Source organism: Streptomyces sp. SD15 (assembly GCF_054462255.1).
Map to the genome: position 1 here is coordinate 101,164 of NZ_JBTLMO010000010.1, position 16,676 is coordinate 117,839.

Below are 16,676 nucleotides of genomic sequence, written 5' to 3' on the forward strand. Positions count from 1 at the left end.
GAACTCCCCTGTCGCCTAAGCCCACTTGGCTTGCAGCAGATTGATGCCCGGGTACGGCTGTGCCCTCATCCCCGTGAGCCTTTTTGCGTCCCACGCCGTCATCAGCTCGTTGTGCACGACCGGGTAGAGGACGGCCTGTTCGGCGACGATGTCGATGTAGTCCTGGATCATCGTCTTCTTCTTGCCGGCGTCCGGTTCCCGCGTCGCCCGGTCCATGTCCCTGAAGAGCCGCCGCGCCACGGGGTTGTCCGCCCACCGGGCATAGCCCATCCAGAGGTTCTGGGGGCCGTAGTTGTAGTGCATGATCAGGTCGGCGTCCAGCCCGAACTGATTCGGGTTCGAGGCCGCCACGACGACCTGGTAGTCCTGCTTCTGGTCCATCTTGGTGAAGACGGCCGTGGTCTCCTGCGGCGACAGCGTCGTCTCGACGCCGATCGCGTCCCAGGACGCCTTGATGGTCGGCAGGCAGTCCACGATCCAGCTGACGTTGACCGCCAGGATGTCGATCTTCAGCCCCTTGACCCCGGCAGCTTCGAGGAGCTGCTTCGCTTTCTTGGGGTCGTACGAGTAGACGATCTTCGCGGGCCGGTAGCTCGGGTTGCCCTCGTCGAGGAACGACGTCGACGGCTTCCCGTGCCCTTTCAGGGCGACCTCGACCATCGTGCCGGTGTCGATGGCGTGGTGCAGCGCCTGCCGGACCCGTACGTCGTCGAAGGGTTTGTGCCGGGTGTTGAACATGAGGAAGAGGTTGTTCATCCCCGCGGCGCCCCGGACGGTCATGCCGCCCTTCGTGAGCTGGGCGATGTTGGCGTACGGGATGTTGTCCGCGATCCGCGCGCCGGCGCCGGCCCCCGAGATCTTCGCGACGCGGGGTGCGGCGTCCACCATGGTCTGCCAGTTCATCTTCTTGAACGCGGGCCTGCGCGGCCCGTTGTAGGCGGCGAACGCCTCGAAGACGGTGTTCGACTTCGGGTGGTGCGCGGTCTGCCGGTACGGGCCCGAGCCGATCGCCTTGCCCCTGATCGCGTCGTCCCAGGCGCCGGGCCGGGAGAAGACGTGCCGGGGCATGATCTTCGCGAGGGTGAGTCGCGCAATCCCTTCGGGGAAGGGGAATTTCAGCACCAGCTCGACGTTGTGCGCGTCGATCTTCCGGACCTCCCGCAGCCAGCCGGCGAAGAAGCCCTTCGCGAGGGTCTGCGTCTTCGGGTCGAGGATCCGGTCGAAGACGAAGACCACGTCGTCGGCGGTGACCGGCGTCCCGTCGTGGAACGTGGCGCCCGCGCGCAGCCGGAACGTCCAGGACGTGCCGCTGAGGTCGGCGGGTACCCGCGTGGCGAGCGCGGCATATGGCTCGCGCGAGATCGGATCGGTGTCGACCAGCCCCTCGTAGATGTGGTTGTTGGCGGCCGTGGCGAACGCGGACGCGGTCTGTGTCGGATCCCAGCTGCCGTCGTTCCCGTAGCCGATGACGGCCATGAGCGTGGCGTTCTTGCCGCCGCCCGAACCGCCGGTGTCGTTCGTGGACTCCGGACCCCACGAGCAGGCGGCCGACGACGCGGACAGGGCGGCGGCCGCGCCGAGCGCACCGGTGTACTTCAGGAACGACCGGCGGTGCGGCGCCGGGGGGTCGGGCGTCATAGGGGGCAGCGTGACATAAAAGGGTCCGTGGGGGCGGACAAGGCATCGCACACGAATGGCGTATTTTCCAGAAATTCGACCGGTGGAGGAGTGTCGGAGGAGTGCCGGAGGAGTGCCTCCGCCCCTGTTTACTCTGGCCCTGTGACCTCTGACCCTGTGACGGAGACCTGGAACCCGAGCGGCGCGGGCGTCCTGTGCCTGCCCTCCGGTCGACTGGTGCGGGGCCGTGCCCTGCGCCGGCCGTTCCCGCCCGACGGCCCACTACCGACGTACGCCGTCCATCTGCTCGGCAGACAACCCCCCGAAGTCCCTTGGGAGGCACACTGGTTGCGCTGGCCGGACTTCCGGCTGCCTGCCGACCGGGCCGAGGCCCGGGCGGTACTCGCCGAGGCCTGGAACCGGGCGCCCGTCGACCGCGTCGAGATCGCCTGCGGCGGCGGCCGGGGCCGCACCGGCACGGCCCTGGCCTGCCTCGCCGTCCTCGACGGAGTCCCGCCCAAGGAGGCGGTGGACTTCGTCCGCCGCCACTACGACCGGCGGGCGGTGGAGACGCCCTGGCAGCGCGGGTACGTACGCCGCTTCGCCGACTGACCGCTCAGGGGCGGGCGGCCCGGAAACGGAGCCCGCCGGCCTCCGGGTGCAGACGCGTCGTCATCGGGCTCATGCGACCGGCCGACTGGGCCTGCCGCGTTTACCGTTGCGGGTCAGCGCCGGACTCTCACCGAACTTCCCCCCACGGGACGCGTCGGCGAGCGGCACACCGGCGGATTGCGGGGGCACCGGGTGGAGTACGGGGACCCCGGTGAGGTTACGCGCGCTTGCGAGGAGGCTGGACCTTGATGTGCAGCGGTGCGAGCAGGTCGTTCAGGTAGGCGCGGCCCGCCGTGGTGTTCAGCTCCAGCGAGGGCTCCGACGACGGCTTGAGCAGGGCGGGGCCGTCCTCCCGCTCGTACAGGGCGCAGACCTCGCCCGACACCAGGCCGAAGTCCTGGCGCGACGGCCAGCGCAGGCCCACGGCCCAGGAGGCCTGGCCACGGATCCAGGAGCCCCAGCGGCGGGTGCGCGGATAGGCCGGGGCCTCGGACTGGACGAGCCAGATGTCCTGATGGACCGCTGCCAGATGGGCGTTGTCCGTCAGGTCGACCAGCGGCAGGTCGATGGCCGCGACGACCTTGGACAGCACCATGTCCCGCACCTTCGGCTGGGTGATGCGCCGCCGCCCGTCCGGCCGCGGCCGCAGATCGCGGGCCAGGGTCTCGCACACGGCGGTCAGCGGGGACAGACCGGCGTACAGATACGGGAGCTTCTCGGGGCTCAGCCCGTCCTTGATGTGGCAGAACCGTCCGCCGTCCCAGTGCAGATCGGCCGGTACGGACTTGAACTCGGTGGCTCCGCGCCGGGAGCTGTGCACACGCCACAGCTCGGTACCGGCAGGCAGCACATGGCGGTGCGGCTTCGCCCGGACGGTCGGGGCGGGGATCATCTGGTCGGGCACGTGCTCACCACTCCGGGATCTCGGCTCGCGCGGCGGACAGCAGAGCGTGGTCCACTCCGGTGCCCAGCAGCCTCGCGGGCGCGGCGTCGAGCCACACGTTGGAGCCCAGCCACCAGTCGGCGGCACCCCAGGGGTCCACGTCGGCCGACAGCAGTCGGTTGATCTCGACGACGACCTCGTACGGTGTCCCGGACTCCGGATCGAGCTGGAACGCGGGGACACGCTCCACCTCGTGCTCGTCGGTCAGCAGGATCAGGTCGTGGGTCTGCTCGGGGGGGAGGGTGAGAGAGGCAGCCGGGAGGGCGGGTTCGGCGAGGAGCCAGGCGTCGTCGGAGTCGGGGCGGTAGGCGGGGTCGGATTCAGGTTCAGGGTCGGGTTCGAGTTCGAATTCGAGTTCGGTCGCGTCGCTCGTCGCATCGCTCGTCGCGAATGCCGGGCCCGTCACGTCCATGAGCAGAAGCCGGAGTGCCGCGAGCAGATCGGTGCTGTCCTGCGCCATCGGCGGCGCGATCTGGAAGCGGACTCCCGGCGGCGCCAGTGCCTGGCGCAAGGGGTGGTCGGGCGGCGTGAACGGTTTGACCAGATCGCGTACGTCACTGGCGGCGGCCACGGGATCCGACTCGGCGTCCGCCAGGATCTCCGCCAGTTCCTCGCGTGCGGGCGCGTCCAACAGGCTGGAGAGCTCCGCCCAGTGAGCATGGATCGCCTCAACGGCATCTGCCAGGAAGGACATACCGACGACCCCCTCTCCCGGCAGGCACCGTAACAGCAGTGGAAGAAGACCGGGTGGGGATCGTCGAATCGGAGTCGGGCACGCGCCGCGTGATGCATCATGGGCGCCTGGCATCGCCCGAGGGAGTCGGTGCACGTCGTCGATCGCCCGCCGACCGGGCCCCGGGCCCGCCCCGAACCGACGATGAGCCCTCTCCCGCGCGGTTCAACTGCGACCCTGGGGGAGGGTCCTTGAGCAACTCCGCGGCATACGAGTGGACTTACGTCGACGTCGAGGCCGAACGACGCCGGGACCTGCGCGCCCAGCTCGCGCAGGAGACCACCCGCTCACGCGACCTGCGCGGACAGGCCAAGTCGCTGCGCCGGGCTTACGGTACGGACAAGATCGACGTGTACGTCGTCACCGTGGCCTCCGGCGCCGACTCGACGGAGCTGGCCGCCGCCCTGGAGTCGGCCCGCCGGATCAACCAGCGGGCGGAGGCCGACCTGAGCCGGGCCGCCGCCGACGTCTGGTCCCTGCCGCCCGCCGAGACCGAGCAGCGCAAGGAGTCCCGGCCGGCCGCGCGCCCGGCACCGGTGTCGGCCGACCGGGCCGGCGAGGACCGCGCCGCGCGGGCCAGGGCGTCGGCTCTGGTGGAGGCCGAGGCGCTGCTCAAACGCGACGGACCGGCCTGCGAGCCGGACGACCTGCCCGTCTTCGCCCGCCGCCTGGAGGCGTTGCGGCAGGCGCGCGGCGCCGAGGAGGCCCGGACCCTCTTCCATGACCTCGGCGTCCTCGTCCACAAATCGACGCAGCGGCAGCGGAACGCCGCCCGGACGGCCGCGTTGCGGGCCGCGCTGCTCGACCGGCTGGAGGACGCCGCTCCGGAGGACCGGGAGCGGCTGGCGACAGCCGTCGCCGAGGCTCCCGATCCGGCCCACCTGGAGCGGGAGGTGGAGTGGGCGGTGGCGCGCGAGGACACCGCCCGGTACCGGTCCGCGGTCGCGGACACCGTGATGCGGGTGCTGCGCGAGCGCGACTACGCGGTGGGCGACGACTTCGCCGACCTGCTGGCCGAGGACGGCAGCGTCGTCGTGCCCTTCGGCGCGGCGGCCGAGGCGTCCGGCGAGGCGGCGGTTCCCGACGGCTACGGGCTGCGGGTGGTGCTCGCTCCGGACCGGCCCGGCCTCACCACCGTGCTGGTGGCCGAAACCGAGACCGAGGCCGAGACCGACCACCGGGTCCAACAGTGGTTCTGTGAGGGCCAGTTGCCCACCATCGAGGACGCGGTGCGCGCACAGGGCGTGGAGCTGGCCCGCAAGTCCGCGCTGCCGCCCGGGGTACGGCCCACGGCCGTGGTACCGGACGGTTCATGGCCCGACACCGGCCGCGCCCATGACCGTACGGAGGACCAGGCGGACGAGACGGGTCGGGTGGACCAGACGGATCAGGCGGACGAGACGGGCCGGACGGAGGAGACCGGCGGGGCGGACGAGACGGACCGGGCGGAGCCGCGTCGCAAGAAGAAGGCCAAGCCCGCGCGGCGTACCTCGTACGGACAGGAGTGGTCGCGTGAGCGCTGACACCAGCGGTGCCGGTGGGCCGTTCGACAAGGCAGGGCCGTTCCACAAGGAGCCCCCGGCACCCGCAGCCCCGCCCCTGGCCCCCGCCTGGATCCGTGAGCTGGACATGGCCCTCACGGTGTACCCGCAGATCCTGCTGACCGGCAACGTCCGCGATGTGTTCCTGCTGCCCGAGGACGGCGAGGGCGGGGTGGCCGCGCCCGAGCCGGATCACGCCCTCATGCCCTACAGCCTGGAAGAGGTCATCGAATCGGTCTGCCGCACCCGGGGTTACGGCGCCCTGGCCCGGCAGAGCATGGTGATCGACCACGTGGTCGCCTGGCGGCTCACCGGCGAGAAGTTCGAACTCCCGCCCGCCCTGCGCCGTATGGCCGAGGAGGACGCCCGTGCCGCACGCGGGCACGACGAGAACCCCGACGGCGCCGACGACCAGGACGACGACGACATCGAGGCGGGCATCGCCCGGATGCGCGAGATCATGATCGGTACGGTCCAGCACACCGGCCCCGCGATCGGCCTGATCATTCCCTACACCGCCCGCCTCGGATCGCCGCGCAACCCCGTGGCCGGCGAGGCGGCCCGACTGCTGGCCGCCGCCGAGGAACTGGGGCACACCGCGCGTCCGGTCCGCGGCAGCGGGGGCGTGACGCCGTACAACACGATCTTCTGGGTGGTCGAGAAGCAGGAGGACCTGCCCCTCGAATTCGCCATCGGCAGCCGGGCGGTGCGCGTGATCACCGTGCCCGAACCCCCGCACGACCAGCGCCACGCGGCCGGCCGGTTCGTGGTCGAACGGCTCGCCCGGCGCCGGACGAGCGAGGGCGCGGCGCCCGCCGCGGAGGGGGAACAGCTCCAGGCGACCGAGGCGCTCGCCCGCTCCTCGTACGGCATGGGCGTCGGCGAGATCCTCGCGGTCGGCCGGATGGCCGCCGACCGGGGGCTGCCCCTGAGCCGCCTGGACGAGGCCGCGCGGCTGTACCGGGTCGGCGTACTCGACAACCCCTGGGCCACCCAGGCCGTGCGCGAGAACATCCTCAACGGCGAGGCCTACCTCAACGCCCAGGTCATCGGCCAGCCGCACGCCGTACGGCGCACCATCGAGATCTTCATGCGCTCGGCGGCCGGACTGACCGGCGCCCAGTCGTCCAGTTCACCGAGCCGACCGCGCGGCACGCTCTTCCTGTCCGGGCCCACCGGCGTCGGCAAGACCGAACTTGCCAAGGGCGTCGCCAAGATGATCCTCGGCGAGGACGCCCGGCCGATCCGCTTCGACATGAGCGAGTTCGCCGAGGAGCACGCCCGGGACCGGCTGATCGGGGCGCCGCCCGGCTTCGTCGGGCACAGCGCCGGCGGTGAGCTGACCAACGCGGTGCGCGCGCACCCGATGAGCGTGCTGCTCTTCGACGAGATCGACAAGGCGCACCCACGGTTGTTCGACCTGTTCCTGCAGATCCTGGAGGACGGCCGGCTCACCGACGGACAGGGCGCCACGGTCCACTTCACCGAGTGCGTACTCATCTTCACCTCGAACCTGGGCGTGTCGGCGGAGGTGCTCAGGCCGAAGAACCGGCGCGGCGCCAAGCCGGACGGCGGTGGAGGCGAGGGCAGCGGTGACGAGGAGGCCACCGAGGCCAAGCCGGGGTCGCGGCTCTCCCGCCACGACAAGCCCGAGGATGTGCGCGAGGCCCTGCGGGCAGCGTTCGACGCCTTCTTCAACGACCACATCGGACGGCCCGAACTGCGCAACCGGTTCGGCGACAGCTTCGTCCCGATGGACTTCATCCAGCCCGACTCGGTGCGGCTGATCCTCGACAAGGCCCTGGCGTCCGTGATCGGGCGCGTCAAGGAAGCCCACGGCGCCGAACTGACGGTGGCCGACGACCCCTGGGAGGTCCTGCGCGTCGAGGCCACCCGCCGCCTGGACCACGGCGGGCGCGGCGTGGTCACCGCCGTGGAGTCCGCGCTGGTCAACCCGCTCTCCCGAGAGCTGTTCCACCAGCCCGCCCGGCCCGGGGAGCACATCGAGATCGAGGCCGTGGACGGCCAGGACGAGGCGTACACGGTGAAGGTACGGCGATGGATGTGAGGGACGGTACGGCGGGGGAGAGTGCGGACGGTACGGCGGGGGAGACGCCGGACGGTACGGCGGGGAAGGCGCCGGACGGTACGGCGGGGAAGGCGCCGGACGTACGGGACGCGCCGGGGCCGGTGTTGCGTGTGTCCCAGGTGCTCGGGCCCATCACCGCGCTCGGTCCGGGCCGGCGCCTCGGCGTGTGGGTGCAGGGCTGTCCGCTCGCCTGCGCCGGGTGCATGTCCCGCCACACCTGGGATCCGCGCGGCGGTCGTGACGTCGGTGTCGAGCGGCTGGTAGGGCTGTGGCACCGGGGGCTGGCCGATGGCTACGACGGACTGACCGTCAGCGGCGGTGAACCGCTGGAACAGCCGGAGGCCCTGGCCGCGTTGCTGGACGCGGCCGACCGGGTGCGCCGCGGGGCGGGCCGTGCGGACGCCGACCTCCTCGTCTACACGGGCTGGGAGGACGCCGAGATCGCCGCCTCGCCGCAGGCCTTGGCCGCCCTCGACCGCGCCGACGCCGTCATCACCGGGCGCTACCGCGCGGGCGAACCGACCCCGCTGGTCTGGCGCGGCTCGGCCAACCAGCGGCTGATCCCACGGACCCCGCTCGGCCGCCGCCGCTACGGTCCTCATCTGCGCCGCCCCGCCGACCGCCCCGAGCTCCAGGTACGGGTGACGGACGGGGCCGTGCACATCGTCGGCGTCCCCAGGCCTGGTGAACTCAACGCGCTGGAACGGGATCTGGCCGCACGCGGCGTGACCTTCCGGGAGAACACATGGCGACCGGAGAAGACATCATGACGACCGAGACCACCCGCTACCGCTGTCCCGTGACCCCCGACGAGTGCCCGTCGTCGACACGCCGCGGCTTCTGCCAGATCCACGAGTGGGAGCGGCTGGTACCCGAGCGGGTCTATCTGGTGGCCGGGTCGGAGGACGACGCGGCACAGACGTCCGGGCCGAGCGGAGACGGTCCGGGGGCGGCCGGGCAGGGTTCCGGTGGGTCCGGGGTGGCCGGGAGCGGCTCCGACGGCTCCGGCGCGGACGCCCGGAGTACGGACGCCCGCAGGGGAGGCCCGGCGCGGGTGGCCGGGCCCGGCCGCCGGAACCAAGGGCCAACCGCCCCGAACTATGAGAGCACTGCTCCGAATCGAGAGCGCCGCGCCTCGAACCGAGAGAGCACTGCTCCGAATCGAGAGCGCCCCGCGCCGAACTACGAGAGCACTGCTCCGAACCGAGAGCGCCCCGCGCCGAATCGCGACCGCCCCGCCTCAGGCCAAGGAGACGGCCGCCGCAACCGCCCGCCCCGCCCCGCCGGTCCGACCACCGACGGCCCCCACGCACCCAGCGGCCGATCCACCCCCGCCGCGCCCCCCACCCGGCTGCAATCGACGCCCACCCCCACGACCCGCCCCCGCCAGGACACGCCCCGCAGAGCGGCCCCCGCCCCGGCCGCTCCCTGCCTCGCGCTCGTGCTGGCCGGTGCGCTGATCCCCGTACGCGGTGTGGACCAGGACCCCACCCGGCTGGGCCGGGACGCCCCCGAGTGCGCTCACGTGCCGGGCCTGGCCGCGCTCGACCAGCTCTCCCGGGACCACGCCGAACTGCACTGGCACGCTGGCCGCCTCTACATCACCGACACCGACTCGTCCAACGGCACCTACGTCGACGACGAGCTCATCACCCGCCCCACCCAGCTCTGGCCCGGCGGCCACCGCCTCCGACTGGCCGAGGACGTGGACGTGGACGTCGTCGAACTCGACGCATACGGCGCGCCGCGCTGACCCGTACGACGACGCCACCGCACCGCCGCACTCGTTGAACCACCGTCACCCGTATTCGTACGACGCCACGACGCCCGGCAGCGCGCCGGGCACCAAGTACCCCTTCGAGGACCCCGCATGGCCGACAACTCGACCGAGGAACCGGCAGGCCCCGCCAAGCCGCCGCGAAAGCCACCGAGCCCGCCGACCCGCAAGCAGCGCTCAGGCGCTCTACCGCCGAGCCCCCCGACCCGCGTGCAAGGGACGGGCTCCACACCCCCGAAGCCCGAGACCCCTCCGATGCCCGCGAGCCCCCCGACACGCCAACAGGCCCAGGCCCCCGGCGTCGTCCCCCCGAGCCCGCCCACGCGCAAACAGCGCCCCCCGGCCAAGCCCGCGAATCCCGATGCCCCGCCCCGTGTCGTCCACCCCCGCCACACCGACCCGCCCACCCGCCGCGAGGCCCACAACACCGCCCGCGCCGAATTCCCCCAGGCCCTGCTCGACCGTTACGAGCCCCACAACATCGCCGGCGCCGGCAGCGAGGGCACCGTCTGGCACGTGCGGCGGCTCGCCGACGGCACCGACGCGGCGGTGAAGATCGCGCACCCGGGCCAGGCCATGGACATGGACACCCTGGAACACCTCGCGACCCCCGAGTTCCGCCGACACGTGCCCCGCATCCACGAGTTCGGTGACATCGCGATCGGCCCCACCGTGTGCGGCTGGGTGGCGATGGAGTATCTGCCCCTCACGTTCGAGGACCATCTGACCCGGCGACTGCGCGACGGAAAACCGCGCGAGGACCGGGCGCAGACCGAGCGGACCGTACGTGAACTCGCCGAGCTGCTGGACTTCTGGCAGACCCGCATCGACCGCAACCCCCTGGACCTGAAGCCCGCCAACATCCTCGTAAGACCGAGCAACGGCGCTAAGAGCGGCGGTAGGAACGGCGGCCGGTTCCAGCTCGTCGTCGCGGACTTCGGCGGCGTCGCACGGTTCACCGCGAGCCAGAGCTACCGCGACTTCCAGATCACCGCCCTCTACATGGCGCCCGAACAGATCGTCAACCAGAACCTGAAGGCCACCCCCTGGTGGACCCTCGGCCTCGTCCTCTACCAGGTGTTCACCGGACGCCCCCTCTACGTCCTCGGCGACGACGCCCGCATCACCGACGAGGCCTGGACCAGGCGACTGATCCTCAACAACGAGGTCGACCTGTCCGCCGTCACTGACGCCCAGCAGAACCTGCTGCTCCAGGGCCTGCTCACCAAGGACCCCGACGACCGCTGGACCGCGGCCGAGGTACGCCGCTGGCTCAAGGGCGAACAGCCGCCCGTCATCAGGCCGGACGCCCCGCCCACCGCACCCACCGCCCGCCACGCCAACCGCCCCATCACCTTCCGTGGCACCGCCCACCACGAGGCCGAGAGCCTCGCCGCCGCGATGGCCCAGCACTCCCAGGAGGCCGCGGACTGGCTCATGGGCGAGGACGGCCCACGGCTGGCGGCCTGGCTGCGCGACGACCTCAAGGACACCTCGTACGACAGCGGCCAACTGCTCGCCCTCAAGCGCGGCCCGGACCGGCCGATCCGGGCCGCCGTCGCCGCGCTCGCCTTCGTCGCCGTCTTCGCGCCCACCGCGTCACCGCAGTACCGGGGCCGTCGCGTCGACGCGGACGGCATCGCCCGGATCGCCCAGGGGCAGGGCGCGGTCGCGTTCGTCGACGAGCTGCTCAAGGCGAACGTGCCGACCATCGCGGCCGGCTTCCGCTGCGCCCACCCCGAGTGCGCCGAGGGCCGCTGCGAGGTGCTGCTCACCCTCGCCGACGAACTGCCCCGCACGATCGAGGAGGTCCGCAACCGGGCCCGTACGCTGGGCCGCCGGGGCGGCAACGGTAACGGCGGCGACCCCGACGCGCGCGAGACGAACGCCGCGTACGGCCTGGCCGCCGCGCTGATCGCGCACCCCGGGCAGCGGGGGCAGGCCCTCCGCCCGCTCACCGGACTGCCCGCCCCGCTCGCCTCGCTCATCGCGAAGGCGCCGGTGGGTGTGCTCGCCGCGTTGGCCGGACTGGGCGCGCTGCGCCACCGACTGGGCGCCACACTGAGCCGCCGCGGGCAGGACACCGGGTTCCTGAGGCGCTGGGCCGACCTGCACCGGCGGGCGGCGGGCGGCGACGTGCGGACGGTATCGGGCCGGGCGGCGCTGGTCGCCGCGGCCGTACTGCTGCCGCGGGTGCTGCGCGCCGACGCGATCGGGCAGGACCACGCGGTCACCCTCGGCGAATGGTGGTCCACCGCCTGGCGGCCACTGGCACGGCGACTGGCCGCCGCGGCCGCGCTGTTCGCGATGCTCTGGCTGCTGATCTGGTCCGGGGCGATGCTCCGGTTCGTCCACGACACCGGGCTCGGCTGGGACGCTCTGGACCCCGCCGACACGCTCACCGCGCCGCTCGCCCGCGCTGTCGACGCCGCCGCGGCGACCCAGACCGGCCTGTGCGCGGTGGCGCTGGCCGGTGCGGTGGCCTTCGCGGCGGCCCCCGCCCGGGTCTCCGCACGCCTGCTGCCGATAGGGGCGGCCCTCGCGGCGTACGTCGGCTACGCCCGCCCGGACCTGCCCCCGCTCGACCCGCTGCACGCTCCCGACTGGCTGACCGAGCGCATGCGTCACCTGCTGGGCGGCTGGCACAGCTGGAACGGCGTCACGGCCCTGCTCGTCCTCCCGGTGGCCTGCCTGCTGCTCATGAGCCTCGCCCGATGGCTGCTCGGCCAGGCCGGCACCGCGGAGGGGGAACAGACCAGGCTCCGGCGCGAACGAGCCGAGCAGCGCCGGGCCCGCGCCGGCCTGCCCCGGCGCCCCTACCAGAACCCGACGCGCTGGCGCACCGGCCCGCTCGGTACCCGAGACCGCGCCCTGTTCGCCCTCGCCGCCCTGCTCACGCTGGTCACCCTGTTGTGGGCGGCGGTCGAGGTACGCGTCGCGTTCACCGGGGAGCACCCCACCCTCGCCTCCTGGGGGACCGGGCAGCAGGGCGCCTCGTACCAGTCGCAGTACGTCCTCGCCTGCGCCGGAGTCTGCGGGCTGGCCGCGCTGGGCTCGCCCGCCGCCGCTCGCCGGGTGCTGAAGTGGGCCGTCGTCGTGGTTGTCGCGCTCGGCCTCTGGCCGCCCCCGGTGGAGCCCGCCCGCGCCGTGAGCATGCCTGTACTCCCCGACCTGTTCACCGAGTTCGCGACCACCTGGGGACACGCGTCGTTCTGGGCAGCCCTGTTGCTGGCCCTGCCGCTGAGCCTCTACGCGGCCGGTTTCGCCGTACGCCGCACCCGGCGAGCCGCGCGATGACCAGCCCGCCTCCGCCGGTTGCCGTGCCCGGCCCCCCGGAGATCGCTCCCGGCGCCGGACCGCTCGAACTGCTCGACCACGCCGAGCGGTTGCTCGAACACCATGACGAGCAGGATCGCCCCGAGGAGGCGGGCGGTTCGTGGCGGCGGTGTCGGGACGTGTTGCTGCGCGCCCGGGACCTGCTGGAGGGGCAGGCGGCCGACGCCGACCCGGCCGCGCTGGCCCGCGTCCGGTTCCTGCTGGGCCTCACCCTCTCGGTGGGGTACTGGCAGGCCCTGGCCGGGCACGGCGAGGCCTACGGCGTCCAGGATCCGCCCGGTATCCGGCGCACGGCGGCCGACCTGCTCGACCTCGGCCGAGCCACCCTGCCGCAGGACGCCGAGGCGTACGCCACCGCCTGCGTACGCCTCGGCCTGCTGCTGCACTCCCGGTACGAGGACACGCTCGCTGCCGAGGACGCCGAGGGCACTCTCGATGCCGAGGACGCCGAGGACGTACGACAAGCAGCCGTCCCCGACGCCCGCCCCGACGACCTCGACGAGGCCCTCACCGCCTTCGACGACGGCATGCCGTTGCTCGACGAAGATCTCCACCCCGGCCTGTTCGTCACCTACGGCTGCGCGCTCGCCGACCGCTACGACCGCGACCGCGCCCCCGACGACCTGCGGGACGCGGCGGCCGTCCTGGAGGCGGTGCTCGACGCGCTGCGCCCGCCCGGCTGGGAGCCCGCCGAGACCGGTGCGGGCTCCTGGGCGGACGAGGCCGACCAACTGGAGATCGACGCCCGGGTACGGCTGGTCAAGCTGCTCCAGGAGTCCCCCGAGGCCGCCGACGTCCGACAGGCCCACGACCACCTTGAGTTGCTGGCCGCGACCGTCCCGGACGAGCACTCCGCCCGGATCTTCGCCGCCGGCCACCTGGTCGACGTCTACCGCGAGCGCGGCGGCGGCCCCGTACGGCCCGAGGACCGCCCGGCGTACCTCGCGCGGCTGCGCGATCTGCACCGCCTCCTCGACCCCGAGGGCCCCTACCACGCCCAGGCGGCGGCGATGCTGGGCGCGGCCCTCGCGGAGCGGGACGAGTCGGCCGGGCCCGGTTCGGCGCCCACGGCGGAGAACGAGGAGGCCGTCGGGCTCCTGAGCGAGGCCCTCGACGGCCTGGCCGACGACGACGGCCTGCGCCCGCCGAGCCACGCCGTCCTCGGCTGTCTGCTGAACACCCTGCACGAGCGTCATCCCACGCGGTACGACAACGACGAGGCCCTGCGCCACCTGGAGCGCGCCGTCGAGCTGTACCCGCCCGACGACCCGATGCGCAGCGACCTGCTCAACCAGCTCGCGCACGCCGCCATCGTGCGGGACGACCGGGGCCGCGGCGACCTGGAGGGCGTCGACCGCACGATCGCCGTGCTGAACGAGTCCATGCGGGTGCCGTCCGCGACGCCGGGCTTCGGCTCGCAGGCCCACGGGGCGTACGCCGCCGCGCTCAGCCAGCGCCACGCCCTGTCCAACTCCGCCGACGACCTGGACGCGGCGATCCGCCATCTGACGGCGGCGTTCCGGCAGACGGCCGTCGACGACGTGAACCGGGTGGTGTACCTGCAGAACCTGGCCGTCAACCTCTACCAGCGCTACCAGACGCGCGGGGACCTCCAGGACCTGGAGACCGCCACCCGCTACATGCAGGAGGTCAGGGCCGTCCTCGACGGCGGCGACACCGGCGTGCCCATCGATCTGTACCTGGTCGAGCGGGACCGGCCGTACCTCGAACACGGCCTCGCACAGCTGCAGTTCATGCTCGCCATCAACACCCGCTCCGAGCCCGGGATGGCGGCGGCCGTCGAGTCCATGCGCCGGCTGCGGGACTCCCTCGACGAGGACGACCCGGGGCGCCTCCCGCTCGACGCGGACTTCGGCCTGATGCTGATGGTGCGTTCCTTCTACGGCGGCACCGCGCGGGACCGCCTGGACGGGCTCGTCCTCATGTCGGAGACCGTGGAGGCGCTGCCCGAGGGCCACCCCGAGCGGCCCAGGCTGCTGCTGCGGACGGCGGGCGCGGTGCTGATGACCTCGTTCACGCCCTACAACAAGCGGGGTGTCGAGTCGGCGGAGAAGATGCTGCGCGACGTCATCGCCGCCGTGGCACCTGAGAGCCAGGAGGGACTCCGGGCGAGCGGGCTGTACGCGATCCTGTGCCACAACCGTTTCCTCCACGCCCGTGCTCCCGCCGACGCCGACCGGGCGATCGAGGTGGCCCGCGCGGCCCGCGTACACATGACGGACCGTGCCCCGTCCCCGGTCGGCACCCTCCTCACCAACGTCCTCGCCGACTCCCTGCGGGCCCGCTCGGCCCCCGGCGACGACGAGGCCGGGCGACGCACGGGTGTCGCCGGGCTGCGCGAGGCGGCCACCGTCGTACTGCTCCAGGCCGCCGCGGAACCGGCGCTCCAGATGGCCCGCACCGCCTCCGACCGGGCGCTGCAGATTGCCCGCTGGTGTCTGGCGGACGACGATCTGGCCGGTGCCGTGGAGGCCCTGGAGCTGGGCCGCGGGCAGGTGCTCCACGCCTCCACGACCACCGCCGACGTGCCCGCCCTGCTGCGCGAGGCCGACCGGACGGACCTGGCCGAGGAGTGGGAGGGCGGCGGCAGCCGCCGGGCACCGGCCCCGATCGACGTGGCGGAGCTGCTGGACGGTCCGGGCTCGCTGCTGGGCGCGCTCGGCGAGGGGGCCGAGCTGCCGCTCCCCGACGACCTGCGGCAGCGTACGCTCACGGCCCTGGCCCGCTCCCGTACGGGCGCCGCCCTGATGACCCCGCCCACGGTCGACGAGATCGCCGCCGCCCTGCGCCGGGCCGAGGCCCACGCGCTCGTCTACCTCCTGCCGCCCGGCGGCGGTCGCGCCGGCACCGCGGTCGTCGTCACCCACGAAGCCGATGTCGGCACGGTCGACTTCGGCCTGCTGCGGCACGAGGGCCTCGACGTCCTGGAGACCTACCGGGAGGCCCACCGCCGCCGCCAGGCCGCACTGGACCGACAGCCCGCCGACCTGGAAGCCCAGGAGGCGGCACACGTCCGCTGGCGCTCCGCGCTGGAGGAACTGTGCGACTGGGCCGGCCCGATGGTGATGGCCCCGCTCACCCGCTCACCCCTGATCCAGCAGGCAGGCCCCGAACCCCACCTGGTCCTTGTCCCGTTCGGCGACCTCGGCGGGATCCCCTGGCACGCCGCCCTGCTCAGCAGCGGCCGACGCCACGGCACCCGCCCCGTCCGCGCCGTCGAACGCCTGGCCCTCTCCTACGCGGCCTCCGCCCGCCAGCTCCACGAGGGACTTGGCCGCCCCCGCCTGCCGCTCGACGCCCGCCCGGTCATCGTCGGCAACCCCGACGGCACGCTGCCCGGCGCCACCACCGAGGCCCGCCAGATCCACACCGCTCTCTACCCGGGCGGCCAACTCCTCGGCAAGGTGCGCCGCGCGTCCGGTCCCGGCAGCCCCGCCGAGGTATTGGCCGCACTCCCGGGCCGCGAGGGCGCCGGCGCCTCCGTCCTCCACCTGGCCTGCCACGCCCGCCCGTCCGGCAACTCCCCCCTGGACGCATGCCTGTTGCTGGCGCCCGCGGAGGGCGGCACCGGACGGCTGCCGGTCCGCGAGATCCTCCGCCAGGCCCGGGGCCGCCCGCCCGGCGCCCCCGGCGGCCTGGTCGTCCTCGACGCCTGCGTCAGCGACCACGCCACCGGCGACTTCGACGAGGCCCTGACCCTCTCCACGGCCTTCCTTGCCGCCGGGGCCACCGGGGTCGTCGGCTCGCGATGGGAGGTCCCCGACGGCCTCACCGGCCTCATGATGTACGTCTTCCACGACCGCCTCCGCACCGGCGCCACCCCGGTACGGGCGCTGCGCGAGGCCCAGTTGTGGCTGCTGAACCCCGACCGAGTGATCCCCGACGACATGCCCCGCGCGATCGCCGACATCCTCCACGACGGAGATCCGGCCGCCCTGGAACTGTGGGCGGCCTTCGCCTGTCAGGGACACTAGTGCGGTTGTACGGCTGTACGGCCATGGCTGGTG

At 73.3% G+C, this 16,676-nt stretch carries 10 protein-coding genes; 7 read left to right on the forward strand and 3 right to left on the reverse strand.

The genetic code is table 11. The features are described 5' to 3' along the window. Positions 1 to 15: 15 nt before the first annotated feature. The gene (locus tag ACX28W_RS12610) at positions 16 to 1,638 is read right to left on the reverse strand and encodes an ABC transporter substrate-binding protein (RefSeq protein ID WP_458999002.1); all 1,623 of its coding nucleotides are present in this window, start codon (positions 1,636 to 1,638) and stop codon (positions 16 to 18) included. Between the two features lie 156 nt (positions 1,639 to 1,794). Between ACX28W_RS12610 and ACX28W_RS12615 the strand changes: the two genes are divergently transcribed. After that, on the forward strand, positions 1,795 to 2,229 hold the full coding sequence (locus tag ACX28W_RS12615) for a protein-tyrosine phosphatase family protein (RefSeq protein WP_458999090.1): 435 nt from the start codon (positions 1,795 to 1,797) through the stop codon (positions 2,227 to 2,229). 217 nt (positions 2,230 to 2,446) lie between these two features. Here ACX28W_RS12615 and ACX28W_RS12620 read toward each other — a convergent pair whose 3' ends face one another. Both ACX28W_RS12620 and ACX28W_RS12625 read right to left on the reverse strand, forming a co-directional pair. Next, positions 2,447 to 3,133, reverse strand: coding sequence for an RES family NAD+ phosphorylase (locus ACX28W_RS12620; RefSeq protein ID WP_458999003.1), 687 nt, complete (start codon positions 3,131 to 3,133; stop codon positions 2,447 to 2,449). A gap of 4 nt (positions 3,134 to 3,137) precedes the next feature. Continuing rightward, positions 3,138 to 3,866: a hypothetical protein gene (locus ACX28W_RS12625; RefSeq protein ID WP_458999004.1), complete on the reverse strand. Its 729-nt coding sequence runs from the start codon at positions 3,864 to 3,866 to the stop codon at positions 3,138 to 3,140. Between the two features lie 230 nt (positions 3,867 to 4,096). Here ACX28W_RS12625 and ACX28W_RS12630 point away from each other — a divergent pair, with 230 nt between their 5' ends. The 6 genes from ACX28W_RS12630 to ACX28W_RS12655 all read left to right on the forward strand — a co-directional run bounded on the left by ACX28W_RS12630 (position 4,097) and on the right by ACX28W_RS12655 (position 16,643). After that, positions 4,097 to 5,428, forward strand: coding sequence for a hypothetical protein (locus ACX28W_RS12630; protein ID WP_458999005.1), 1,332 nt, complete (start codon positions 4,097 to 4,099; stop codon positions 5,426 to 5,428). Continuing rightward, positions 5,418 to 7,514, forward strand: a complete 2,097-nt coding sequence (locus tag ACX28W_RS12635) for an AAA family ATPase (RefSeq protein ID WP_458999006.1) — start codon at positions 5,418 to 5,420, stop codon at positions 7,512 to 7,514. The genes ACX28W_RS12630 and ACX28W_RS12635 overlap by 11 nt, the downstream gene beginning before the upstream one ends. After that, positions 7,505 to 8,305 carry a 4Fe-4S cluster-binding domain-containing protein gene (locus ACX28W_RS12640; RefSeq protein WP_458999007.1) on the forward strand — a complete coding sequence of 267 codons (801 nt, stop codon included), beginning with the start codon at positions 7,505 to 7,507 and terminating at the stop codon, positions 8,303 to 8,305. The genes ACX28W_RS12635 and ACX28W_RS12640 overlap by 10 nt, the downstream gene beginning before the upstream one ends. Beyond that, positions 8,281 to 9,288 carry an FHA domain-containing protein gene (locus ACX28W_RS12645; RefSeq protein ID WP_458999008.1) on the forward strand — a complete coding sequence of 336 codons (1,008 nt, stop codon included), beginning with the start codon at positions 8,281 to 8,283 and terminating at the stop codon, positions 9,286 to 9,288. The genes ACX28W_RS12640 and ACX28W_RS12645 overlap by 25 nt, the downstream gene beginning before the upstream one ends. A gap of 279 nt (positions 9,289 to 9,567) precedes the next feature. Further along, positions 9,568 to 12,609, forward strand: coding sequence for a protein kinase domain-containing protein (locus ACX28W_RS12650; RefSeq protein WP_458999009.1), 3,042 nt, complete (start codon positions 9,568 to 9,570; stop codon positions 12,607 to 12,609). Beyond that, positions 12,606 to 16,643, forward strand: a complete 4,038-nt coding sequence (locus ACX28W_RS12655) for a CHAT domain-containing protein (RefSeq protein WP_458999010.1) — start codon at positions 12,606 to 12,608, stop codon at positions 16,641 to 16,643. Before ACX28W_RS12650 ends, ACX28W_RS12655 begins: the two co-directional genes overlap by 4 nt. Positions 16,644 to 16,676 lie beyond the last annotated feature (33 nt).

Excerpts from the sequence above, each read along its gene's own strand:
- ACX28W_RS12610 (WP_458999002.1), bottom strand. The coding sequence starts at position 1,638 with ATGACGCCCGACCCCCCGGCGCCGCACCGCCGGTCGTTCCTGAAGTAC.
- ACX28W_RS12625 (WP_458999004.1), bottom strand. The coding sequence starts at position 3,866 with ATGTCCTTCCTGGCAGATGCCGTTGAGGCGATCCATGCTCACTGGGCG.
- ACX28W_RS12640 (WP_458999007.1), top strand. The coding sequence starts at position 7,505 with ATGGATGTGAGGGACGGTACGGCGGGGGAGAGTGCGGACGGTACGGCG.
- ACX28W_RS12645 (WP_458999008.1), top strand. The coding sequence starts at position 8,281 with ATGGCGACCGGAGAAGACATCATGACGACCGAGACCACCCGCTACCGC.
- ACX28W_RS12650 (WP_458999009.1), top strand. The coding sequence starts at position 9,568 with ATGCCCGCGAGCCCCCCGACACGCCAACAGGCCCAGGCCCCCGGCGTC.
- ACX28W_RS12655 (WP_458999010.1), top strand. The coding sequence starts at position 12,606 with ATGACCAGCCCGCCTCCGCCGGTTGCCGTGCCCGGCCCCCCGGAGATC.